Genomic DNA, 25022 nt, shown 5'->3' with positions numbered 1-25022 from the left:
GAGGAGATCTCCAAAGGATAGAAACTATCCTTCAACACCATTTGACAAACTTCCGTCATTATACACCTTTCGATACTAATTAAAAGATGTACCTTACCTTAAAGGTTAGCTTTATTCGCATAATAATCGGTCGAAGCTATTGCATCGGGTAAAGTAGTATTAAATGTCTTATTACTACCATCATTTAAATAAGCATAGTAGCCATTTGGCATTTTAATTGCAAGACCAACACCGACATTTTGTAATGAAGTTCCATTTTCGTACTTAGCAGACCATTCAGTGATCCGAGTATTTGGATTTGGGGCAACACCAGTTGATGCAGCTTTAGTAGTAAATAAATCAGGGTATTTTTGATTTAATTCACCCAAGTACTTACCACCGTAATCTTGCTGATCCTGGCTGCCACCACGAGTATAGCCAAAATAGATTTGATTAGCGAATGTCTGACCATCCACATAGAACTGCTTGCCATATGAATCAGCCCTGGTAACCGTGACTGCTTCCTGACTTGAAAAGCCGAACATCTGGTTCATTACCAGATCTTCTTGAACTTTCAAACCTTCTTGGTGAAGAGCGGCAATCGCATTCGCAAGTTCCTCGCCACTGCCATATTTGGTTGGATTATCAGTAGTTCCTAAGTTATAATGATCGGTCGTTGAATAGCCATCTTGATATTTGCTTGCACTAAACGGCATATAAGCTGGTGCCATCCAAAAATCAGTAATTCCAAGTTGATTGAACAGAGATGCGTTCGCCTTGATTACGTTGTAAGCATGGTTGTTGATTGTCGTTGGTTCTGGCTGGGCTAGTGAGAAGTCTTGATAAATCATGTGTGCATCAAGGGCTGCATTAGAAGCAAAGGTCTTCCCTAAGACATTATGAACCTCTTGAGCATTGGTTTGGGCATTTTGAGTTCCGCTAATTACAGGTACCCAGACACTCAAGTATCCGTTTACGTATGGATTACTGTATCCTTTTACAGTGACTCGCAAAATACCTTTGCTATCTGTCGTTAAGAATGCAGAACCCATACCGTCATAAGTTAAACCATTATCTGTACTATTAATCAGGCTTCTATACTGTTCATTGGCATGAGCAACCCCCATGTTAATTTGAACGACCTGTTCACTCATTGTTGGGTTATTACCAACGATAACTGCCATTCCTGTTGTGCGACTCAATGAATCTGTACCTTTGCCTGACACATCACTGACACCTTTACCATAACGAACACTTGCAATCAAGTTGTTATTAAGCTTAGTCATCGTCTGACCACCATTAACGAATGTCCGTCGTGCTTTCATTAAAGTCGTAATTGCATCGTAGTACATCGACTTTGTCTTCATGTATTGGTCAGTTTCATTATACAGGTCACCGTAGTATACCTGCGGAACAGTGTCCTTATTGCTTAAAAGGAGAGCATATTGTGCTGGCATGTTATATTGAGCGTACTGTTTGTCAGTCTTGGCTTGATCAGCATAAAACATATCCCACGCCTTTTGAGCCGTGATATCCTTATCATAAATAATTCGATTAACAAGGTTATTGCGCTGATCATGGTTAGTTACAAACGACCAATTAGGCGTTGCCGTATTCTCCGTTACATCGTTAGCCCGATTAACAAGACTATTTGTCATTAAATTACTGATGCTGTCACGCTTGTCGACATTCCGACCAAGGGAACTCTCTAATTGGGACCAGTAACCCGAGTCCATACATAATTGTGGATTGTTCTTGCCATTAAGCATTCGTGCATCACCATAATTATATCCTTCATTATATACCAGGTGGCTGTTGGCATTTACCTGGTTACCCTTCGTATGGTACAGATCATTCATCAACTGCCCCAGCTGGTCAAGAACATCTGCGTCGATATGGTCAGCAGCATCAACACGAAAACCATCAAAGTTCCCATTAGCATTATATTGCATTAGTTTACCATAATTAAGCAAGAAATATTCCCAGTTAAAATTCTCTGCTTGAACAACTGGATTGGAATTATCAATATCAGTACCAAGCAACATTTCTGGACTGTGGTCGCTACTATCATTATTAGTTTGGTTATTAAGGGTTCGATCCATCAAACGATAATTGCTATCAGCATAGCTCGTATTGCCCTTAGCTTGATTACTAGAGTTATTATTAACAAAGACAAGCTGATCGTTCACACTGTAAGCTGGGAGTTCAGACTTCGCAGACAATTCTGGTATTGTGGTCATGAACTTATTGATGTCATTTGCCAGTGGACCTGTCGATTTATTGATAGCAATACTCTTTTCGATAACGAAGCGCAGATTACGTGCATATTTGTTTAATGTTGCACTATCAGTATCCTGAGAAAGATTAGCCACATTATCCTTGGTTAATCCATAATCAGTGCTTGTATATCCGTTGCTAACAAAGTATTTGATATATTTTGCCTCAACATCCCTACTTGGATATACATACATTAAGAGTGGTCGCCAATCACTAGCCGTTGTTTTATGCCAGGTCTTACCATCTTGGCTAGTACCATAAGGACGATACCAATCGGCATAGCTCAAGTAGCCATCAATATTATTAATTGACGATGAGTCAAAACTATCAGCTAAGTTCTCCCAATCGCCAGAGTCAAGTGTCTTTAAGAGCTTGTTTGTCCGCATATCATAAATATTAAACTTGCCGTTTTCAATTGCCCCACGGAAGCCGGTAACTGCGTCACCATTGCTACCAAAGTAATACAGCTGATTTCCCTGACTAGCATAACGATTACGATACTGAACATGATCTGTGCCATAATATTCTAGCTTGTTATTGCCGTAATGACGTAAGCCAGTTATTGCGTCACCGTTACCACCGAAGTAATAGAATTTATTACCTTCTTGATAATACCGGTTACGATATTGAACGTGGTCCGCGCCGTAATATTCTAACTTGTTATTATCATAGTGACGCAAGCCGGTAACTGCGTCACCATTGCTACCAAAGTAATACAACTGATTTCCCTGACTAGCATAACGATTACGATACTGAACATGATCTGTGCCATAATATTCTAGCTTGTTATTGCCGTAATGACGTAAGCCAGTTACTGCGTCACCATTGCTACCAAAGTAATACAATTGCTTTCCCTGACTAGCATAACGATTACGATACTGAACATGATCTGTGCCATAATATTCTAGCTTATTATTGCCGTAATGACGTAAGCCGGTAACTGCGTCACCATTGCTACCAAAGTAATACAACTGATTTCCCTGACTAGCATAACGATTACGATACTGAACATGATCTGTGCCATAATATTCTAGCTTGTTATTGCCGTAATGACGTAAGCCAGTTACTGCGTCACCATTGCTACCAAAGTAATACAATTGCTTTCCCTGACTAGCATAACGATTACGATACTGAACATGATCTGTGCCATAATATTCTAGCTTATTATTGCCGTAATGACGTAAGCCGGTAACTGCGTCACCATTGCTACCAAAGTAATACAATTGCTTTCCCTGACTAGCATAACGATTACGATACTGAACATGATCTGTGCCATAATATTCTAGCTTGTTATTGCCGTAATGACGTAAGCCGGTAACTGCGTCACCATTGCTACCAAAGTAATACAATTGCTTTCCCTGACTAGCATAACGATTACGATACTGAACATGATCTGTGCCATAATATTCTAGCTTGTTATTGCCGTAATGACGTAAGCCAGTTACTGCGTCACCATTGCTACCAAAGTAATACAATTGCTTTCCCTGACTAGCATAACGATTACGATACTGAACATGATCTGTGCCATAATATTCTAGCTTGTTATTACTGTAGTGTCGTAAGCCGGTAACTGCGTCACCATTGCTACCAAAGTAATACAATTGCTTTCCCTGACTAGCATAACGATTACGATACTGAACATGATCTGTGCCATAATATTCTAGCTTGTTATTGCCGTAATGACGTAAGCCGGTAACTGCGTCACCATTGCTACCAAAGTAATACAATTGCTTTCCCTGACTAGCATAACGATTACGATACTGAACATGATCTGTGCCATAATATTCTAGCTTGTTATTACTGTAGTGTCGTAAGCCGGTAACTGCGTCACCATTGCTACCAAAGTAATACAATTGCTTTCCCTGACTAGCATAACGATTACGATACTGAACATGATCTGTGCCATAATATTCTAGCTTGTTATTACTGTAGTGTCGTAAGCCGGTAACTGCGTCACCATTGCTACCAAAGTAATACAATTGCTTTCCCTGACTAGCATAACGATTACGATACTGAACATGATCTGTGCCATAATATTCTAGCTTGTTATTACTGTAGTGTCGTAGACCAGTGATAGGTTGTCCATCATTACCGTAATAATATAAATTGTTACCTTGCCATTGATACTGATTACGGGTCATTTGTTTCGATTGGATTTTGTAAGTTATAGGCTTGATTTTCATTGCAGCTGAACTAGTGGCCATTAGTCTTACTTGTGTAGCTGGCTTCGTGTTAGCTGTGGCTGCAGTTACCGTAGTTAAGTTAATGTCAGCTTTTTTGGTCGTGGTTGCTTGGCGATTTACTGCACTTGAAGCAACTGATGTGGCCTTGTTGGTATTCTCGGTACTTGCTGCTGATTTGACTGCTGTGTTACTTACTTGGCTAATAGAACCAGAGGCAGCACTAGTTGTGTGAGCTTTTGCCTCATGGCTTTTGTTATTACTGGAGCTTAATTTTTGGCCCGTTTGGTTGGCGGCACTCGAAACAGCCTCGGTAGTAGCGCTTGAGGTAGCAGTTACTGCTTGACTAGTGTTTGAGTTGGCAGTTTCGCTGTCCGCTTGACTGAGGATACTCGAAGCAGCCTTGGTGGTTGTACTTGAGGTAGCGGTTGCTGCTTGACTAGTATTTAAGCTGTTTGTTGCACTATTGGGTTGGTGAGCGATATTTGAAGTAGTCTTAGCGACCTTGTTAGCCGTAGTGGAAACTGTATCTGCTTGAGTAGAATCATTGCTTGTTTTTGAATCAGCACTGACGGTTGTCCGTGTGACTGTGGTTGCTGTTTTAGCTACAGTTACTGTATCAGCGTGCGCAATTTGATCGTTGATGATTGCGCTGCCAACAAATGAACAAAAAGTCACTCCGGCAACAAGCCACAGTTTACCTGACTTGTACAGTTTATAATGCACAGCCCTTTCGGAATTTAATGGGTTGTTTGTTCGTAAATTCATAATGATATCCCCTGCTTTGTATAATTGATGAATTTTAACTTATATAGTAATTATAACACTCATAGCCGAATGAGAGAGAGTATAAAATAGGGTGTGTACCCTAATGTCTCATTCCTGAGCTGTGGTATAATAGATCAAACGTGTGAGACATTAGAGTGTGACACAGTAACTTTTAAATCTTAATCAGATCAACTAGTTGAGTAGTTGCCCAGAAACTGACGTCAGAATTAATATGATAAGAAGGCAAATATATGAAAATTGGTTATGCTAGGGTGTCGTCTGAAAATCAGAATTTAGCTCGGCAGATTGAAGCTCTAAAGAGGTCTGGTGTAGAGAAAATATTTCAGGAAAAAGTTTCCGGAAAATCAGTTCAAAATCGCCCTGAATTGCAAAAAATGTTAGAGTTCATTCGTGAAAAAGATATTGTCACTGTTTTGGATTTAGATCGACTTGGTAGAAATGCTCAGGACATTACTGACACCATCAACTTGATTCAACAAAAGGAAGCCACACTAGATGTTTTAAGTTTACCGAGTTTCACTGATATACAAGATGTTAACTTACGTGGTTTATTAACCAACTTGGTTTTTGAAATATACAAATATACAGCTGAAGAAGAGCGCAACAAAATTCATGCTAGGCAGAATCAGGGAATCCAATTAGCTAAGGAGCGCGGGGAGTATAAAGGAAGAAGGCGGCAATATAGTCCACATGGATCAAAACGCTACCTATATAAAGGGGTAGTTCAAATGCTCAGGGATGGAACGAATATTGCACAAATTGCAAGGAGTACTGGCGTACAACGACGACAAATTTATCGCATTAAAGAATATGCTTTAAAAGTTGGAGACTTAGGCACTCCCAAAAGGGAAGTGAATGGCTAGGGCCTACAGGACAAGTTAGTGTTTTTTAGGGACCACCGGTCAAATAATAAAACACTTACATTGATAAAACATTTTGGAGATGAACTATGTTTTTTAAAGATTGGACAAAATACAATAGTTTCGAATTAGTTATGATTACGTTGGGATGTAGCATTTATGCGTTTAGTCTAGATTTAATCTCTATTCCAAATGGTTTAGCAGACGGCGGTCTGAGCGGAATAACTCTGATTATTCGTCATTTCTTTCATATTAACTTGGGTATTAGTACTTTATTTCTGAATATTCCATTGATACTAATTGGTTTGCGCTACTTGGGCAAGCGCATGATGGCTTACACTATTTATGGCGCCATTTGTTTATCACTATTTCTAATAATATGGTCAAAGCAGGCCCTGATTCAACCACTACCATTGAGAAATGATTTATTATTGTCATCACTGGTTGCAGGGGTATTATCAGGGTTGGGCATTGGTCTGGTTTTTCGTTATAACGGAACTACTGGTGGTAGTGATATTATTGCTCGGGTTGGCCAGAGAAGTTTGGGATTTTCTTCGGGAAAAGGAATTTTGATTATTGACTACGTAGTATTAGGGCTATCACTATCATACTTAGATCTGTATCACATCGCGTACTCGCTAATTGTTAGTTTCGTATTATCTAAAGTAATTGATATGGTCCAAGAAGGGCCCAATCGTGCTAAGGTATTATTCATTGTGTCAGATAAAAGCCAAAAAATTTCCCAATTAATTGATGTTTCTTTAAATAGAGGATTGACATATTTGCAAGCTGAAGGTGGTTATCAGCATGATCAAAAGCAAGTGATTTATTTGGTGGTTCAACCGCGGGAAATTCCACAATTGAAGCAATTAATTAAAGCGATTGATGAACGGGCATTTGTGACGGTACTGGATGCCCATGAAGTGATTGGAGAGGGCTTTAGTTATCAACGCAAAAGATACCATGTTAATTGGCAGCACAGTAAAGAATAAAAATTAATAGACGTTTTAATATGAAAAAACGGCTATAATCTACTAGGGACTGTCTGAAAACTAAAAATTCAGGTATAATCTGAGGAAAAACGAATCGAGGCATTCCGATGACAACACCTAAACGATACGAACTGGAAGATGCTCAGTGGGACCGAATCAAAGGATACTTCCCGCCATACCGGACTGGCCGTCCATCAAGCCTAGACAACCGTACCGCCCTCAACGCTATCCTCTGGCTCATGCGCAGCGGGGCTCCTTGGCGTGATCTACCTGAACGCTATGGCTCTTGGAAAACGGTGTATAGTCGCTTCCGAGCCTGGGTAAGTTCAGGCTTGTTCGAACAGGTTTTTCTCGAATTGATTGACGATCCCGACATGGAAAACTTGAGCTTAGATTCAACGATCGTTCGAGCGCATCAAAAGGCCACTGGGGCAAAAAAAATGCCGAATGTATGGTCGAAAATCAAGCTATTGGATTAAGTCGAGGTGGCCGAACGACCAAGATTCACGCACTCGTTGACGGATTAGGGAATCCCTTGGGTTTTCGCCTAACAGGTGGTCAAGTACATGATAGCCAAGTTGCCAGTGAGTTGCTGGAAGGCTTCGATATTTCTCAATCAAATATTATCGCGGATAAAGCCTATGGCACCGCGAAACTTCGCCAGTATATTGAAGATAAAGCAGGCGTCTATACCATTCCGCCAAAGGAAAATACCAAAGACAAGTGGACCTATGATTACCACGTTTATTGTGAGCGCCATTTGATTGAGAACTTCTTCAATCAGTTGAAGAACTTTCGTAGGATTGCAACGCGTTATGATAAGCTCGCTCATGTTTATCTGGCTACGGTCTACATTGCCTCAATTTGCATCTTACTTAAGTAGTTTTAAGACGGACCCTAGTCACTGATTAGAAAATTATTGTTTTGATCACGTAGAGCAGTTGGGTATTGGTAGATTGTAAAATTAATCCGAACGCTGTTCGGACAAAAAAGATCAGCTTCCTTTAAAATGGTGTTTACCACAAACCCATCTTTTAGGAGCTGATCTTTTGTCTAGTATAACCTATTCCGAACGAATTAAAATCGAAACCTTTTGTGAACTAGGGCTGTCCAATATCCAAATGGGCGTTCGGCTGAACCGATCACCGTCAACAATTTCTTATGAATTATCTCGATGTCAACCTTATCAGGCTGAATTAGCACAAACAGATGCCGAATACAAGCGATCACGATGTGGTCGGAAAACTAAGCTGAGCGATGAGTTAAAGCAAAAAATTCTCAACCATTTACGTCTAAGCTGGTCACCAGGAATGATTGCTCACGAATTTAAACTAGCTACTAAATCTATTTATAATTGGCTAAATCAGGGGAGAATTGGTTTCTCCTTGAATGATCTACCTGAACATGGCGTACGCCAACGGCGTAACGTTGACCAACGATCCAAATATAATCAATCTTTGGGGCGATCAATTGAACAGCATCCCATGATGATTAATCAACGTAAGCGCATCGGCGATTTTGAACTAGATACAGTCGTTGGTCCTCGTGGGCATAGTAAGGCAGTTTTATTAACTTTAATCGATCGCAAATCACGGTTCCTTTGGGCATACCGGTTAAAAGATCGGACGACAGCGACTGTTAATGAAGCACTAACTAAGTTCCTAACCACTTTTAATGGTCCGGTGCACAGCTTTACTGTGGACCGTGGCACTGAGTTTAGTGGGCTAGTATCACTTGAAGCACAATACGGTATTAAAACCTATTACTGCCATGCTTATACGCCAGCTGAACGTGGTAGTAATGAACGCTTTAATCGGAATTGACGTTATTTTTATCCTAAAGGGACTCGTTTTGAGCACATTAGTGCTCAAGATTTAACGACGACGTTACTCCAAATTAACCAGCGACCGCTTAAAATACTCGACTGGCAAACACCGTATCAGGTTATGCTGACAAATTTGTCCAAAAATTCGGATTAAATTTGCAATCTACCAATTAATTACTTTTCTTAATTAAAGGAACGGCCCAAGCCAACGTAAAGTGAATCACGTTGGCTTGGGCCGTTAAGTTATTTCATCAGGTCATCAAACGTTTGATTAACCGTCTCTTTATCACGATTGTTGGTAAAGACTTTAACTGGTTGTAAGTCGCTTAAATCATTGGCAACTTCCTTCGTCGCATAAATCATAACTGGGGTGCGCTTCGCAAACTGGGTTTGGACTAATGCCACATTACCAACTACCGGGGTGCCCTTCGTCTTTTCAGTAATCCGCCACTTATACAATTTTTTGGTGTTTAAAACATGTTTCGCCCGTTCTTCGGGATCATGCACAATATGATAGGCCATTAACACATTATCAGCCATGTTGATTCCTCCCATTATTGGCCAGTAGTCATTTCTCAACACCATTAGTATACGTGCTGAACCCTAAAACTAGCAATTATTTGAACCAAGCCACCAATCGATTAAATTAAGTTTGGTGATGATCAGTCTGGATCAGCTTAACTACTTTAGTAACCGTTGGCTTAGGCGCTGGCATCGTTGGTTTTGCTGGGTTACCAGCATACTCCGCGGTTTTATCAGCTTTTGGCGTTACGGTTAGCTTACCGTCTTTATTGCGGCGTTGATGCTTGTCAAAAACTTGGCAACCTTCTTTCGTGGTGATTATTGCAACAACCCTGCTCGTCGTCTTGGGTCCGGCAGACCTGGAACTGAATCTGGCTATTCGGGGCTGGTGCCCTATGTGTGGTGACAGCAGCATGTATATCAAACCTTTACCATCTCCAAACACAAAATTAGCTTGCATACTGTTTGATAAATATCGCCTAATTTGGACAATCCTACTGAACTATTGCAGGTGGCATCAGTTCATACAGCCAAGTAAAGCCAATAAGGTATGCCCTAATGGCCTAAGACTCATATTTAAATTTTTTGTTTAGAGTTATCTGGATGTCGTTAGATAATCAATATCGTACAGCCTGCATTGCATAGTTGGAACATATTTCATTCAAATTCTTAATTGATATTTTCTAAAAAGATATGGGTGAATTCCTCAATACCTTTAGTGGTTCTGTTGCAATTTCGAGGTGGTGACGAAAAACTTCGTCCAAATCTTGCTTTTGGGATAGTGCAGCGATAATTTCTGTGGTAAGTTCATTCATGGGGAATGCTTCCTGTGATGTTTTCTGTGGTTACTAAATATCAGTATGCTTCCAAAATATTTGGGAATCCTCAACCTTTCACGACTGCAATTGGCTCAGCAGACATCAGCAGTATTCGATTACTAAATGGTGCAAAAGGTGTTGGCATTTCTGTCTCTGAGAATCTATCAATTGTGATCATCGATTGGACAGAATTAACCCAATTAGCACGTCCTATTTTAGCACCTGTGCAGTAAAAATTTACACAGATGGATGAATTAGCTATTACGGCTCTCGTTGATCACATACAACAACGCATACCGTAACTTTTACCGATATCACACTCAAGCAGGGCAATACGGTGGCAAATGTTAATTAAAACAACAAAAGAGTGTCAGTGTTTTTATGTACTGACACTCTTTTTAGTTATCTATTGCATTTTAGCTTCAATATTTGCTAATGTCACTTCTGAAGTAGACTCAAAATTCAGATCCGCTCCTGACAACACATCTGAAATACCAACTGCTAGTGATGTTTCACCTGCGCCATTGATTGAGGAAATTCCAGCAGCTGAATCTTCTAATCCAATGACATTTTCTGGATCTAAATGTAAGACTTCCGCAGCACGAACGAAGATTTCAGGATCAGGTTTCCCCTTTGTCAAAGTGGCGGGATCAACAATGCCAACAAAATATTCGGTCAATCCCAAATGATCTAGAATCATTGGTGCGTTTTTAGAAGCTGATGCCACCGACATTGTATAGCCAGCTGCCTTAGCTGATTGAATGAAATCTTTCATGCCAGGCAAAATATCATCTTCAGTCAATGTTGAAATGAGTTGTTGATAATTATGATTTTTCTTTTCTGCTAATGCTTCTTTATCTGCTTGAGAAAAATCATCGGCATGATCCCCAGCATCCAAAATCATTTGCAAGGAAGCCATGCGACTGATGCCCTTCAAACCTTCAGCCAATTCTGGTGTCCAAGTTGTGCCAACCTCATCAGCTATTTGATGCCAAGCTTCACCATGAAAGCGCGCCGTGTCAGCAATAACGCCATCTAAATCAAAGGCAAAACCTTTAATATCTGAAAATTTAGCCATTTTTATTTATCCTCGCTTTTTTTAATTTGGTAAGTTACAGTATATGTTTTTGTTTCATTTGCTGGCAAAACAATATCACCAAAGCCTTCATGATTAACCGCATCAGGCAAGGTCTGCATCTCAATAGCAAGCGCTGTTTTAATGTCACTGCTATCGTCAGGATTGGCAGTGAATACAACCACACCATTGCGATCTGAATCCACTGTCAAGGTCAAACTTTCATCGGGTGAAGTTAGTCCTACTCCCTCCCCTTGACGGCTGGGATCTAATACCCAAGCATCATCGTAATGCTCTTGTCCCAAGGCATGCAAATGTGCAAAATCAAATTTTGTATTTTGATTATCAATCACGTTACCGGTTGGAATCATGTGATTATCAACTTCAAGATGTTGACGTGATGCAATTTGTAATTTATGCTGACTGATATCTTGATCCTTACCAACTAAATTAAAGTAGACATGCGTCATTGGATTGAACAATGTATTCTCGGTTGAAACGCCACTAAATATAATGTCTAAACGATCTTCATCGTCCAATCGATAGGTCACTTGGGCAGCTAATTGTCCGGCGAATTCATCATCAAAAGTACGTGTGAAATTAATTTCCGCCGCTGTACCCAAATTTCTTGCTTCACCGTGCCAATTAACCGCATCAAAGCCATTAATGCCAGAGTGTAAAACATTGCCATGATCATTTGGCGTTAATGTAAAATGTGCCCCATTAATATCATAATCAGTTTTTGATAGACGACCACCAACACGACCAATTGTATTTCCAAAATGGAATGGATTATCTAAATACGCGGCTAAATCATCAAATTGGACTAACAATTCTTGTTTGACACCATCACGTTCAACGGAAAACGATTGCCAAGTTGCCCCGTATGAAATTGCAGTAATCTGTGTGTGCTTGATATTTTCTAGGGTAAACGCCGTCACGACTTTTCCGTCAGGTAATTGCCCAAAATCCTTCTCCACTACTTTCATGATATCCTTTCCTGCTATACAGCAAATGAGCGATTCCTCGCTCATCATCATGCTTATTACTTACTCAATTCAACAGGCTTACCGGCAACATCAATCGTAATTGGTTCGCCATCAATTAACTTGAAGTGGGAACCATCCTGATCAACGTCGACTTCAATTAAACGATCACGGAAGACTTGTCTAAATGAATAGTGTGACCATTTCTTCGGCAGGAATGGTGCGTAATGCAACTTGCCGTCGCGAACCCGCATCCCAGCGAATCCTTGAACCACCGCAATCCAGCCGCCGGTCATCGCCGTAATGTGCAGGCCATCAACAGTATCGTTGTTGTAGTTGTCCAGATCAAGTCGTGCTGTTCGTTCATAAAGTTCAACGGCTTTTTCTTCATAGTGAAGGTCAGCAGCCAACACGGAGTAAATGGCAGGTGACAAGCTTGACTCATGCACGGTGTATTGCTCATAGAAATCAAAGTTGGATTTCTTCTGTTCCGGTGTAAAGTCATCAATGAAGTCCCAGATACCCTGCAGTACATCCCCCTGCTTAATGTAAGGGGAGCGCAAAATCTTGTCCCATGACCAGTTCTGGTTCAATGGTAATTGATCTGCAGGAATTTCTGATACCGGCTTGAGATCTTTATCGAGGAAGCCATCGTGTTGAACGAAGATGTTGAGATCTTTGTCATATGGCAGATACATGTTGTCGACAATGTCTTGCCAATGCTTCTTTTCATCTTCACTAACATTCAGCTTCTTAGCTTGTTCGGGTGAAACTTCCTTAATAATCTGAAGCGTGTATTTCAACGTCCACTGGGCCAGAATGTTGGTATACCAGTTATTATCAACGTTGTTTTCATACTCATCAGGGCCAGTCACGCCATGAATCATGTAATTCTTGTTTCGCTGGCTGTAGTGAACCCGGTCTGCCCAGAAACGGGAAATTTCGGTCAAGACTTTTGAACCTTCGTTTAGAACATACGAAGTGTCGCCAGTGTAACGGGTGTAATTGTAAATGGCAAAAGCAATATCGCCATTTCGGTGAATTTCCTCAAAAGTAATTTCCCATTCATTATGACACTCGATTCCGTCAAAAGTGACCATTGGGAACAGGGCACCCTTGAGTCCCTGCTGTTTGGCGTTATGGTACGCACCGTCCAACTGCTTGTAACGATACATCAAGAGGTTGCGGGTTACCTTAGGATCGGTAATGCCCAAGTAGACGGGCACTGCGAAGGCCTCGGTATCCCAGTAGGTTGCACCACCGTACTTCTCGCCAGTGAAGCCTTTCGGGCCGATGTTCAAACGTGAATCTTCACCATAGTAGGTTGAGAACAGCTGGAATAAGTTGAACCGAATTCCTTGCTGGGCTTCGGTATCCCCATCAATGACAATGTCGGATTTGTTCCAGCGGTCGGCCCAAACTTGCTCGTGAGCCGTCAGCAAATCATCGTATGATTGGCCGGCAACTTGGTCACTTAATCGATGCATGGCATCGGTTAAAGCGGCTTGAGTGTCGTAATCCCGTGAGGTCACAACGATCACGCGCTTTTCAAGTTGAGCGGATTCGTTGGGTGCCAAGACACCGAAGAATTCGTTGACCACTTCTTTTTCACTGGGTTGAGCTACTTTTTCAGCAGTCAAGTCAGTGACATTGCGCATTTCCATTCCCGAAGTAAACCGTGGCGTCCCAAATGGATTAGGGGTCGTTTCGGCTAAGACGTTGCCCGAATCAGTTCCCTGCTCAGTTGAGAGAACTTCCCAGAAACGTTCGTCGTAGTTGGCATCCTCGTTCTTAACGTCGCCGTCGATTGCAGAATCAATCACGAGGTCCACTTTATTTGAGCCAACGTTTTGGACAGTCACCCGCTGAACGGACAGTTCCTGCTGGGCAACGCTCAAGAAACGTTCAAATTTGACAGCTACTTTGTCATCACCCTTGGTTACCGTAAATGAGCGGGTTAACAAAGCCTTTTTCATATCAAGGTTGAGCTCGAAATCGCTGAACTGGTCTTTCGCTAGGTCAATGACTTCGCCATTAATCTTAACGTGCATTTTAATGAAATTAACGGCGTTGACAACCTTGCCGAAGTAATCGGGATAACCGTTCTTCCACCAGCCAACCCGGGTCTTGTCCGGATACCAGACACCACCGAGGTAAATCCCGTTGAGGGTGTCATCGCTGTAGTCTTCTTCGAAGAAGCCACGCATCCCCATGTATCCATTTCCCAAGCTGGTCATGGATTCCTGGAGTCGTTTGTCTTCCGGGTTAAAGTCGTGGGTCACAATATTCCAAGGAGCGACTTCAAAAGTTCTTTTCATAAGTTAACATCCTTTCTAAGCTTTATCAGTTTCTTTAATGAATCCAACTGAGGCTGCACCAAGGGCCATGATGATCCCAGCTAACAGGAACATGTTAGGCTGTGCGTTACCCAATAATGGGAATAAGCCGAAGCTGGCAAGTGAGGCAACAATTTGTGGCAGACAGATTGAACCGTTGAACAGGCCAAGATAAGTCCCCATATGTTCACCAGACAAGGTGTTGGTAACCATGGTTAATGGGTAGGTGTTCATCGATGCCCAAGCCATTCCAACTAAGATAAATGACAGAATCAAAATGTATTGAGTGTGAATGAAGAATACGGAGATAAATCCAACTGCACCAAGGGCCAAACTAATTGAGTAGCCCAACTTGTGGTGGTTGTTTGGCATTTTAGCCAAGACATATGACCAGATAACCGCAGCGATTGATTGAACGGCAGCTAAGACACCGTACCAGTTACCGGCAGCTTGATAGCCTGAAGAAGCGGCATTGGTAGTGTTCTAAACGTTGCTGGCAATCGCGCCGGCTGAGTAGGTCCAGAGGCTGAGAAAAAACAAAGTTTCTTCTCAGCCTCTAGTTTTATTTCCGATAAATTAAGAAACCATCCTGAGTAAGCTGTCGACCCTCATAATTTTGACTGAGGACTTCTTGTCCGTTACCATCAATTGTAACAGTTTGATTGCTTGTATTAAACAGTCCAACCAGTTCACGGCCATTAAACTGTCGTCGAACCTCAATCAAGCCGTTTTTAAGTACCTGTAAGCTTAATTCCCCCTCAGAAAGTAATTGCCAGTTTTGGCGACGTAACTCGTTTAACTGCTGGAAGAAGGCAAAAATTTGCTTTGCCTTACCATCGGGGTGCCAGTTCATCGGTTTACGACAGTCAGGATCATTTTCACCAGTCATTCCGTATTCGGTTCCATAATAAATGGATGGGACACCAGGCTGCAGAAAAGTAAATGCAAAGGTCTGTTGAACTAGGTCAACATTATTATGGGCTAGAGTCATTATCCGTGCTGTATCGTGTGAATCAAGAACATTAAACATCATCTGATTAGTTTGATCACGATACTTCATCAGTTGCGTGCTCAACTGTTCAATCATCTGATTACTGCTCAGTTCATGATTAATGAAGTGGTGCAAAATCGCCGTAGTATAGCTGTAATTCATAACCCCACTAAATTCATCCCCATTAAGCCAAGCCTGTGAAGTGTGCCAAATCTCACCAAGAATATAAAAATCCGGTTTCAGGGCAACCATTTCTTGGTGGAACCGCCGCCAGAAGTGGTGGTCAATCTCATTTGCAACATCTAATCGCCAAGCATCGATATCAAAATTCTCTACCCAATACTTTGCAATTCCTAACAGGTAGTCTTGAACTTCTTGACTAGCTGTATTCAATTTTGGCATATGAGGCGTATAGTCAAACGTGTCATATGTTGCATCTGGTGTAAACTCAAAATTATCCGTCTGGGTATAAGTAGCTGGAAACTTATTTATGTGAAACCAGCCACTGTACCTTGAATCCTTACCGTTTTTGAGGACATCTTGCCACTGCGGCGACTTATCGCCAATGTGGTTAAAGACTGCATCAAGCATCACCCGGATTCCTCTTTTATGAGCCTCCCTAACGACTTTTTTGAAAAGCCTAGCATCACCAAAATGAGGATCAATTTGGTAATAGTCTTCCGTATCGTATTTATGATTTGACGGTGCCTTAAATAGCGGATTAAAGTAAATTCCATTAACTCCTAGCTTCTGTAGATGATCGAGGTGGTCAAGTACTCCTTGAAGGTCACCACCGTAAAAGTCTTGCCGTCCAGGCCTAGTATCTGGATCCCATGCTTTTGTACTAGCAGGATCGTTTGTCTTATCACCGTTAGCAAATCTTTCAGGAAAAATCTGATACCAAATTGTTTTCTTGACCCACTCAGGAGCATAAAAGGCATCAATTTCTTGGAAGAAGGGCATTCGGAAGTAAGTATTCATGTCCTCCAACTGTTTCTTATCATCAGGATCAATGAAACCACGATCAGTATAAATAATATGCGTACCATCTACTCCTATGATTGTAAAGGCGTATGCTAACCGTTTCTTGGGTTCTGTAACAGCAATTTGCCAGTAATCAAATAGATCATCACTCAAGATTTTCTTCATCGCTGTTGGTTGAGTATAAAACGGCGGCCTAATTCCAGCAAGGCTCCGTAAACTATAGGGATCACCGTGAAGAAGTTCTACTTTCTCTACATCATCCTTTGCTGTTCGTAAGCGAATACGCATCGTTTTGGCATCATATAAGAACGCCATTTCACTTTCGGGTCGGTGATAAATTGCTGCATAATTCATTAATCAATATCTCCTTTTTCAACAGAGGTTTCCTTAACAACGTAAACCGCAAAGATACCGATAAAGCAAAGAACACCAGCCATAGTTAACATGTGTGGAATATCATTGCCTAATAACGGGAAAAGAGCAAACGAGGCAATCGAAGCAACGATTTGTGGAAAACAAATCCAGCAATTGAACAGGCCCATGTAAGTACCATCATGCTTACCATCAAGGGCATTAGTCAAAATAGTAAATGGGATTGAGTTAATTGTTACCCAGGAAATCCCAATACCAATAAAAGCAATAACAGATAAGAACCGTGTAGGAGCAACTGACAAGCCCCAGAAACCGAGAGCACCAACTAACATTCCAAATGAGTAGGCTGGCTTACGGAGCTTATCATTCAACTTTGTCAAAACTAAGCCCCAAATGATAGCGACGACAACTTCGATTGCTGATAAAACACCAAACCAGTTACCAGCGGCCTGATAAGCAGCACTGGCAGCGTTAGTTGTATGCCAGATATTCTTTGCAACCGTCCCTGTTCCATAGGTCCACAGGTATTGGAAGGCAGTCCAAGCAAAGAATTCAACAAGTCCTAACGTCCAGAAGACTTTTGGTGCATTCTTTACAATGGTAAAGAAGTTTTCACTAATGTGATCTTCTTCACTTAAACCATGATACTTAGCATAGGTTTCAGGATCATATTCATCAACCTTCCAAATGGTGAAGAAAGATGAAACAACAAGAATTAAAGTACCGAGGTAGAATGAAAATTTAACTGAATCAGGCAATTCGCCCTTGGCCGCAACGTTAGTGACACCAATCCAGGTTAAGAAAAAGGGAAACAAATTGGCAGCAACGGAGCCAATGTTACCCCAGATAGTCTGCCAAGACCAAGCGGTATCCTTTTGTTCATCATTAACCATATCAGAAATCATCATCTTGAATGGTTGCATAGACATGTTAGAGGAAAGATCCATGAATAAAATGGAGATTGCACCGAACCACAGGGCGGTATCCGTCTTGAAACCAAATGAACCAGAGTTGGGCAGTAAACACATCACAACAACTGCAACAATTGTCCCAATAATTAAGTATGGGAGCCGTCGTCCAATTTTAGGAATCCAAGTCCGATCAGAAAAATAACCAACAAGTGGTTGAACGATCATCCCTGCAAGTGGCGGTAAGATGAAAAAGTATCCTAATTTAGTAGGGTCTGAACCGAGGGTCTGAAAAATACGACCCATATTTGAGCTTTGTAAAGCAAATGCCATCGAAGTTCCTAAGTTACCAAATGTCATCAGCATTAAAGTCGAAAAGGCTAATGTTGGTAGCATCTTCTTTCCTTTTTCTTTGTCCATACAAAAGACCTCCATGAATAATTACTAGTGAATTTATTGAAATGCAATTAAAATAATAGCATTATTTTTCATCTTTGCAAGCGCTTGCGCATTTTTGCAGGCGTTTGCACATTGAATAATTACTAGTGAATTTATTGAAATGCAATTAAAATAATAGCATTATTTTTCATTTTCGCAAACGCTTGCACATTTTTGCAAGCGTTTGCACACTTTTGTAAACGCTTGCAAAAATTTTGTCGATTGATGAACAACTAGTAATAAATCATAGTAAATCTTTTTAAAAAGAAATATATCAGCTTAACCTAACCCGAATTGTCAAATTAAGTTAGAAATTTTTTAACTGTTCATCTGTAATCTGACTGATGAATGCTTCCAGAGGTGTCTGGTAACCCAAACTTTTTCGTGGGATGTGGTTTCGTCGACTGGCAACTGCTTGAACAAATCCATCTGATAGCTGGTCCATAATAAGATTGTGACGTAAACCATCTTTACGCAGCAGACCATTGGTGTTCTCATTTAAACCACGTTGATTGGGTGCTCCGACAGCGGCAAAGTAAATATTTAAATCAAATTGGTTAGCAATGGTTCGCCAACCGGCGAACTCCTTACCATGGTCAAACGTAATTGACTTAAATAGGTGTCGTGGCAGCTTCGAAAGCCATCCTGCTAAACTACGGTTGACATCGTGTGCCGACTTGGTATGCGAATTCAGCACAATTGCGACCTTAGTTTGTCGTTCAACCAGCGTGGTTACCGCACCCTGATGGTTTTTACCTTGAACCGTGTCACCTTCTAAATGGCCGAATTCTTGATTAAAATTAGGATAGTCCTGATAACGATTCTTTAAATCCCTGCCCAATTGACCCGCTTTCCCACGGCGTTCAATGTAACCATTAGGGTGCCGTTTGCCGTGCATCGGTAAATCTTTGGTCGACAACCCCAAAACACCGCGTTTGAAAAGGCGGTAAAGGGTTCGAACCCCACAGCTGAAAGCTCGTTCTTGGCGATTAATAATGGTATCTGGTTGCCAACCAGCTTGAGTTTTGGCTTGAATATAGGCCAGTTCATCAGGGCGTAGTTGAATTGGTTTACGCCCACAATGTTGTTTATGCTTTCGATAGTGGCATTGGTAATCAATAATCGTACCGCCAGCGTCAAGAAACCGATAAATACGATACACAGTTTCAGCACTCCGATGGAGCGCTGGGGCCACTAGATAAGCCTTTTTACCGAGTTTCCAAAAAGAATAAATTGTGGCAAGTTCGTCTATAGTAAGATGAGTATAGGTCATTTGTGATAGACTTTTGATTTTGACACTCAAAAGTCTATCACAAATGGCTTTTTAAATTTCTAACTTAATTTTACAAACCGGGCAATATAAAATACATTATGGGCTACCATTCATACCAATTAACCAGTCGCTAATTTTTTGATTACAAGTGCATGCCCCCATCTTCATGCCGGTTTCGAGTTTGGTGTTGCCGTTGCTTTTTCGTCATTTCCCACTCAGTCTCCTTTAAACCTTGCGCCTGTTTTTGCCGTTGGTAATCTTCATCACGGGCATATAGGGCGGTCATGATTGCGTTACTAAAGGCCGTCTTTAAGTAATAATCTGGACTAACTGGCTTGTAGTTCAGTGGTTGATAACGTCCGATATTTGCTTTTCTGTACTGGTCGTCCTTGGCTTGTTGCCCTTTTAACTGTTTTTGGATTTTCTCGATCTGACTGTTCTTAATCGTTGGATCGACTTTACATTCACCCAAAAAGAGTTGTTTAGTGCCGTCATGCTTTAAAACCCGTTGTAAGTGATGATTCTCTAACTGATCTAAGCTAAGCTGTCCCGATAAATAAGCTAGTCCTTGTTGATGTTCTTGGGGACTGAACACCTGTGGTGGATTTGCTTGCCACTGTTCAATCGTTTCGGCCTGAAATGGCTTTAAAACAGGATCATAGTACATCACGGCTGTATAGGCTTGTTCCTGTTTAATCAATGGCAATCCATCTAAATCACCTTTGGGAAAGGCCCTTTTCAATACTTCATGGTATTGCGTTTTAATGACTTGCTTAACGGCCATGATTGCCCGTAGATCTTTGACTGCGCGAGTAATCTTTTGCTGTTCGGTTGGTGAATATTTCTCTAGTAACCCTTGATCGACGTGTTCTAGACTTTCTAAGTTATCGTCATGAATCATCAGCGTATATTTCAGTTCGATTTTGACTTCCTTTTCTTGTTGCATTAATAACTTCCAGCCAACGTATGGCCGTTTGGTAAAGGTCAATAATTGTTGGGTCAACAAATCATCACGAATGTTCATTAAACGTTCGTTTAATTCACTACCCTTGAAAACTGTTTGTTCGCTATCGGTTTCCTTAATTAATTCTCGTCTTTCAGCTTGCGTGGTCTGTTCAAAATTAAGCTCTGGATAAAGTTTTTTCGTGGTACGATCGACCACTTTGTTTAAGAGTTCATCTGCCTTTTTTAATGAGCTTTCTTGTTGGTTAATTGTCAATAATTCTTTAGTCACATCTTCACCAACTGCATGTTTAATTAAGGTGCTATTTTTCCAATTAAATAGCATGCGCCGTTTATCATCTAAGCTCTCTAAACTGATATAAGTTTTCAGTTCATGACTTAACTCATTGACCACCCGTTTTTCATTAAACGATAAATGTTTGCTTAGACTATCTAAATGACCTCTATTGATTACTTTTTCTTGATTGTTTTTATAACTGGCTTTGGCCTTGCGATAGTTCTTTACTTGTTGGTTAAATTCTTTTCTTTCATGCCGCTTGCTATTGATTCCCTCATGTTGAGTTGGTTTATCATCTATTCCCTGCTCAGTAAATGATTTTTCACTGATCCGATCGGGAATATTTTTTTGCTCTAAAACCTGATTGACACTAACTGCCCAATTATGACGCCATTCAATTATTTTTTCTTTCTTATCCCAATTGACCATCAGTATCTTTCTACTCTTAGGGTACTTGCTAGTTCTGGTATATGTTTTATTGCCATTCTTATCTAAAATATATTGCTTTTTGCTCTTAATTCCCCATGTTCCATCTGGGTTAAATGGCCGGTTAGTTAACATCACATGGGCATGCGGATTATCTGGGTGATCGCGATGAATTGCCACATCGGCTACCATGCCCTCATTAACAAAATTTTCTTGAACATATTTTGTCAATAATTCTTTCTGTTCATCTTCGATTAGTTCAACTGGTAAAGCTACATTAAACTCTTTCGCGTACCGCGAATTTGCTCGTCGATCTTTTCTTTCGACCTCATTCCATAATTGTTCTCGATCACTCGCCCATGATGGCGCATTTTTAGGAGTTAAAATAAAACTCTCTGGCATGACAGACCGGGCATAGAAATAGTGGCGACCTTCCTTATCATCAAATAATTTTTCACCACTTCGATAAGCGGCACTGGCAATGGCGCTGCGTCCTTTACCAGCACTAATATTACTAAAACTCATATGAAAGATTGCCATGTCAGTCACCGCCTCCCTTTGATTCTATGGATTTTGACTTTGTTGTCGCCATCGGCGACTTCTAATACAGGATTTTATCACGATTTACCCCACAATAATTTAGTGGGGTGTAAGTGCGCATTGACCTCGTTTCACTCGGTCTGCTGATTCTCTTAACTTTAACTTAGTGTATGCCTTCCGCTTCGCTATTTCAACTTTTATCCTTTGACCTAACGTTCTCTGTATGATATAGTTTCGGTGATTATTTTTAATACGATTGGAGGGATCATTATGTCTCAAAGTAACTTAGAAAAACAAGAATCTAAATTAAAACAGATTAATCAAAAGATCAAAGATGAAAAAAATAAAATTGAACAAAGCCTCGGTAAGCAAATCATTAAATCGGCCAACTTAGATTATGCAACACTGACCACTACACAAATTAAAATGATTGCTAAAAAAATTGCCGTTTTTTTAAATCAAGATCAAAATAACCAATAATAGTTAGGTGGTAATGACTATGCCTAATCAATATGAAAAACTAGTTGAGCAACAAGCACGTTTAAAGCAAAAAATTGAGCGGGAAGATTTTCAATTGCGGCAATCTAAATACTATGAAAATCGGCAAGCCCGCAAAGCCCGTTCTCGCCGATTAATTCAAAAAGGGGCTTTGCTCGAAAAATACTTTCAAGCTGATAATCTCTCGGTTGAACAAACCGAAGAGCTTTTAAAAACATTTGCCGGTTATGTTAATGCCCATAAGCCGAATAAATTCAAAAACGATCAACCTAATAACTAGGCCGATCGTTTTTATTTTCAGGATTGTTTTTTGGCTTAATTTCTGGATTGTGTTTAGCAAAGTCTTTTAACTGTTTTTGAATTCTTTGTGTAAGCTCTGCTTTACTTTCTTTGTGCTTCCTTTTACTTGATCGCTGTTGAATTATCTTTTGACCCTTACCTCTTCTTTTTGATTTTAGGTCAAGTGTAAAATCTGAAATTTTATTTTGATCTAGCTTACTTAAATGACCGATTTCTTTAAAGTTTAAACCGGCTTTGGGAAAGCGATAAATATTACCAAGATCGATCCAGGAAGGTTTCTTCAACCCAGCGGATTGCCAATCTTGAATCGGATAATATTGTTGCTTGATATAAGCCGACTTCTTTTCATACTGACTAGTAATTTTAAAAGCCTCGACCGTCTGTTCTGATACCCGACGAATTAAAACTGGCCGAGACTTGCCACCGTTAGTTTCTACAAAACTAACGTATAGGCTGACTAAGTCATTAGTCCTCATCTGGATCGTTGAGCCAATCAGCGACCTCTTTAGCGTCTTTGAACTCGGTAACTGGTGTCCCTTCGGTCGCCTTTAAAAAGCGTAAATTAGCTTTTTCTTCTTCGCTTAAAGACGCATTAAAAGGTAAAGCACCATTAGCAACAATCCGCTTGTAAAACATGTTAATGGCCGTGGTTGGATTTAAGCCCAATTCGCTTAAAACTGCTTCGGTATCATCGGCCAAATCTTTATCAATCTTGACTTGGACCCGTTTCTTTTCCTTAACTGCCATGATTGTCTCATCTCCTTTCTTTTACTACTACCATTATACTACCTTTTGAGTACCCTATCAATAGATAAAGCCCTGGCCTCAAATCACTTGAGCTTGGCGTTGATCTAAAGGCTGAACTTTTGAGCTGGTTAGCCTGGTTAGCTCTGACACTTATTTAAAAGCCCCTATTCCTCTGTTTAAGCCATTTAAATCTAGCTTAAGTATAAAGAGGTGAGTAAGTCTTAAAACCGCTTAGAAAGTATTTTGAAGTCTTTTATGACTAGTAGTACAACCCACTGTTGTCGTTGTCGGCCGGCTTTTCTTTTTCGGGGTGTTTGGCCGCATATTCTCTAGCCGCTTGTTTATTCCACCAAACGCCAAATAGATTTTGCATGGTGCCATATAAGTAGTTCTCAACGTTTTTAATGTGCTTCTCATTACTTCTCAGGACGTTAAAGTAGCGTCTCAAGGCTTTAGTCATCAAAGGTTTTAGTTCTTCGTCGTCTAGTGGAATTAGAACGCCAATGTCCTGATGATCCTTCTCAACTCGGTACTTAGCATTTAAGATAATACCAACGAAGCGACGCATCTGTTGCGGGGTACGGCACCAAAAACTAAGCAGTATTCATCATGTTACAGCACCCAAGTAAAAGCTACGAAGATAAAAACATTCATCCTCAAAATATGTAACCTAGAAAAAAGGCCTCCAGTGTTAAACCGGGAGCCTTTTTTAGTATACCAATTTCTACTTCACATAAGGCGGCTTATCCCAAGTAACCTGATTCATTACCGAGGGAACAACATTCCGTTCTTTTTTGATTGTGAGCTTGTCCAAAAAGGAAGTGGTATAGGTCGCAGATTGGCTTTAATTGAGGAAAGGAAGTTTGTGAAATTTACTGGTATTACTCCTAGACCATTCCCTTAAATTCAACTGTCTCATTCTTTGTATTAACCAAAAATTTGCCAACACTTCCCCGATACTTCACTGATACTTTAAATGAATACTTGTAATTTACCCGAGTGTATCGAATACTACTAATTCTTCCCTGATACCCTTGACTACGCAAAACTCTCTTCACTTGGTTCCTTTGTCGATCAGTAATTCTTGCAGAACTCCGATAGATTGTCTTCTTAACGATCACATCTGGATTCAATGGAACAATGTAATCCTTACATTCCAACAATTCCACCAACTTTCTTTTTTTCTTTGGAATTTGACTTGACGGGTTACGGTTTTCCATTCAGTTTAGAGGGAGTGACGTTTTGAGCGCAGAATTGTTCCCTGGAATCAGCTATTTGGAATAACTGAACCAGAGTACAATTCTACTACTAAAAGTTTCCCTTTAGTTCGTCGGTCGTTAACGCCCGTCGCTTGTCTGTACAATTGCGGTATTGCTACCACCACTCATTATAAACCTACGTTTTCGGTTTAACCTACTAAAAAACGCCCTAGTAGGCGTTGGCAATACGTATTTATTTTTGTTCGATCGCCAACTAATCAGTGGCACCAAGCCGAAGCTTCGTTTTACCACCCGCGCCGTTAATGGTCGCGCTCACCATTCACCACCCAGCCGTACAGATGACCTTGTTGTGGTATAGCCAGACTTATTGAAGTCGCACTGGCAAACGTGTCCCCTTGGATTTAGACCCCAGCTTGTCCCCTAGGGCTTTAAAAATCGCACCGGCC

18 protein-coding genes and 3 pseudogenes are annotated in these 25022 nt (G+C 40.7%); 7 read left to right on the top strand and 14 right to left on the bottom strand.

Annotation, left to right across the window (positions count from 1 at the left end; genetic code table 11):
* Positions 1-98 precede the first annotated feature (98 nt).
* The gene (locus LP667_RS16090; RefSeq protein ID WP_191988600.1) at positions 99-5204 is read right to left on the bottom strand and encodes a glycoside hydrolase family 70 protein; all 5106 of its coding nucleotides are present in this window, start codon (positions 5202-5204) and stop codon (positions 99-101) included.
* A gap of 251 nt (positions 5205-5455) precedes the next feature.
* Between LP667_RS16090 and LP667_RS16075 the strand changes: the two genes are divergently transcribed.
* The 4 genes and pseudogenes from LP667_RS16075 (at position 5456) to LP667_RS16060 (ending at position 9056) form a co-directional block, all read left to right on the top strand.
* On the top strand, positions 5456-6088 hold the full coding sequence (locus tag LP667_RS16075) for a recombinase family protein (RefSeq protein ID WP_045353791.1): 633 nt from the start codon (positions 5456-5458) through the stop codon (positions 6086-6088).
* An 86-nt stretch (positions 6089-6174) separates the two neighbouring features.
* The gene (locus LP667_RS16070) at positions 6175-7077 is read left to right on the top strand and encodes a YitT family protein (RefSeq protein WP_056988776.1); all 903 of its coding nucleotides are present in this window, start codon (positions 6175-6177) and stop codon (positions 7075-7077) included.
* 107 nt (positions 7078-7184) lie between these two features.
* A protein-coding gene (locus tag LP667_RS16065; protein WP_121018932.1) for an IS5-like element ISLpl3 family transposase occupies positions 7185-7960 on the top strand; the annotation gives its coding sequence in 2 pieces (ribosomal slippage) (positions 7185-7509 and positions 7509-7960; 777 coding nt in all).
* A 166-nt stretch (positions 7961-8126) separates the two neighbouring features.
* A pseudogene (locus tag LP667_RS16060) lies at positions 8127-9056 on the top strand (IS30-like element ISLpl1 family transposase).
* An 89-nt stretch (positions 9057-9145) separates the two neighbouring features.
* Here LP667_RS16060 and LP667_RS16055 read toward each other — a convergent pair.
* On the bottom strand, positions 9146-9442 hold the full coding sequence (locus LP667_RS16055) for a DUF5839 family protein (RefSeq protein ID WP_056988618.1): 297 nt from the start codon (positions 9440-9442) through the stop codon (positions 9146-9148).
* Positions 9443-9548: 106 nt separating this feature from the next.
* On the bottom strand, positions 9549-9884 hold the full coding sequence (locus LP667_RS16050; RefSeq protein WP_056988617.1) for a hypothetical protein: 336 nt from the start codon (positions 9882-9884) through the stop codon (positions 9549-9551).
* A gap of 369 nt (positions 9885-10253) precedes the next feature.
* Here LP667_RS16050 and LP667_RS16040 point away from each other — a divergent pair, with 369 nt between their 5' ends.
* Positions 10254-10475, top strand: coding sequence for a type 1 periplasmic-binding domain-containing protein (locus LP667_RS16040; RefSeq protein WP_143142911.1), 222 nt, complete (start codon positions 10254-10256; stop codon positions 10473-10475).
* Positions 10476-10648: 173 nt separating this feature from the next.
* Here LP667_RS16040 and pgmB read toward each other — a convergent pair whose 3' ends face one another.
* From pgmB to mobQ, 8 genes and pseudogenes are all read right to left on the bottom strand, one after another.
* Complete coding sequence (gene pgmB, locus LP667_RS16035) at positions 10649-11320, bottom strand: beta-phosphoglucomutase (protein WP_017261406.1); 672 nt, start codon at positions 11318-11320, stop codon at positions 10649-10651.
* Between the two features lie 2 nt (positions 11321-11322).
* Positions 11323-12306 (bottom strand): aldose epimerase family protein, encoded by a 984-nt coding sequence (locus LP667_RS16030; RefSeq protein WP_017261405.1) that lies wholly within the window; start codon positions 12304-12306, stop codon positions 11323-11325.
* Positions 12307-12362: 56 nt separating this feature from the next.
* Positions 12363-14621, bottom strand: coding sequence for a glycoside hydrolase family 65 protein (locus LP667_RS16025; RefSeq protein ID WP_017261404.1), 2259 nt, complete (start codon positions 14619-14621; stop codon positions 12363-12365).
* Positions 14622-14636: 15 nt separating this feature from the next.
* Positions 14637-15173, bottom strand: a pseudogene (locus LP667_RS16020) (MFS transporter); the annotation flags it as partial.
* 28 nt (positions 15174-15201) lie between these two features.
* A complete protein-coding gene (locus LP667_RS16015) occupies positions 15202-16968 on the bottom strand; it encodes a glycoside hydrolase family 13 protein (protein WP_017261402.1) in 1767 nt (588 codons plus the stop codon).
* Positions 16968-18314: an SLC45 family MFS transporter gene (locus LP667_RS16010; protein ID WP_056988616.1), complete on the bottom strand. Its 1347-nt coding sequence runs from the start codon at positions 18312-18314 to the stop codon at positions 16968-16970. Before LP667_RS16010 ends, LP667_RS16015 begins: the two co-directional genes overlap by 1 nt.
* A 325-nt stretch (positions 18315-18639) precedes the next feature.
* Entirely contained in the window at positions 18640-19605 is a 966-nt protein-coding gene (locus LP667_RS16005; protein ID WP_026017090.1) for an IS30 family transposase, read from the bottom strand.
* Between the two features lie 142 nt (positions 19606-19747).
* Positions 19748-21811, bottom strand: a complete 2064-nt coding sequence (gene mobQ, locus LP667_RS16000) for a MobQ family relaxase (RefSeq protein ID WP_121018964.1) — start codon at positions 21809-21811, stop codon at positions 19748-19750.
* Between the two features lie 270 nt (positions 21812-22081).
* Here mobQ and LP667_RS15995 point away from each other — a divergent pair, with 270 nt between their 5' ends.
* Together LP667_RS15995 and LP667_RS15990 are read left to right on the top strand one after the other, a co-directional pair.
* Positions 22082-22291: a hypothetical protein gene (locus tag LP667_RS15995; protein WP_056988817.1), complete on the top strand. Its 210-nt coding sequence runs from the start codon at positions 22082-22084 to the stop codon at positions 22289-22291.
* A gap of 19 nt (positions 22292-22310) precedes the next feature.
* Positions 22311-22589 (top strand): hypothetical protein, encoded by a 279-nt coding sequence (locus tag LP667_RS15990; protein ID WP_121018963.1) that lies wholly within the window; start codon positions 22311-22313, stop codon positions 22587-22589.
* Here LP667_RS15990 and LP667_RS16830 read toward each other — a convergent pair.
* The 3 genes and pseudogenes from LP667_RS16830 to LP667_RS15975 all read right to left on the bottom strand — a co-directional run.
* On the bottom strand, positions 22579-23085 hold the full coding sequence (locus tag LP667_RS16830; protein ID WP_063494341.1) for a hypothetical protein: 507 nt from the start codon (positions 23083-23085) through the stop codon (positions 22579-22581). The genes LP667_RS15990 and LP667_RS16830 overlap by 11 nt on opposite strands.
* Entirely contained in the window at positions 23075-23356 is a 282-nt protein-coding gene (locus LP667_RS15980) for a type II toxin-antitoxin system RelB/DinJ family antitoxin (RefSeq protein WP_010014534.1), read from the bottom strand. Before LP667_RS15980 ends, LP667_RS16830 begins: the two co-directional genes overlap by 11 nt.
* A 259-nt stretch (positions 23357-23615) precedes the next feature.
* Positions 23616-23957, bottom strand: a pseudogene (locus LP667_RS15975) (replication initiator protein A); the annotation flags it as partial.
* Positions 23958-25022 lie beyond the last annotated feature (1065 nt).

Source organism: Lactiplantibacillus paraplantarum, assembly GCF_003641145.1.
Lineage (GTDB): Bacteria > Bacillota > Bacilli > Lactobacillales > Lactobacillaceae > Lactiplantibacillus > Lactiplantibacillus paraplantarum.
This window is presented reverse-complemented; position numbering and strand designations above follow the sequence as displayed.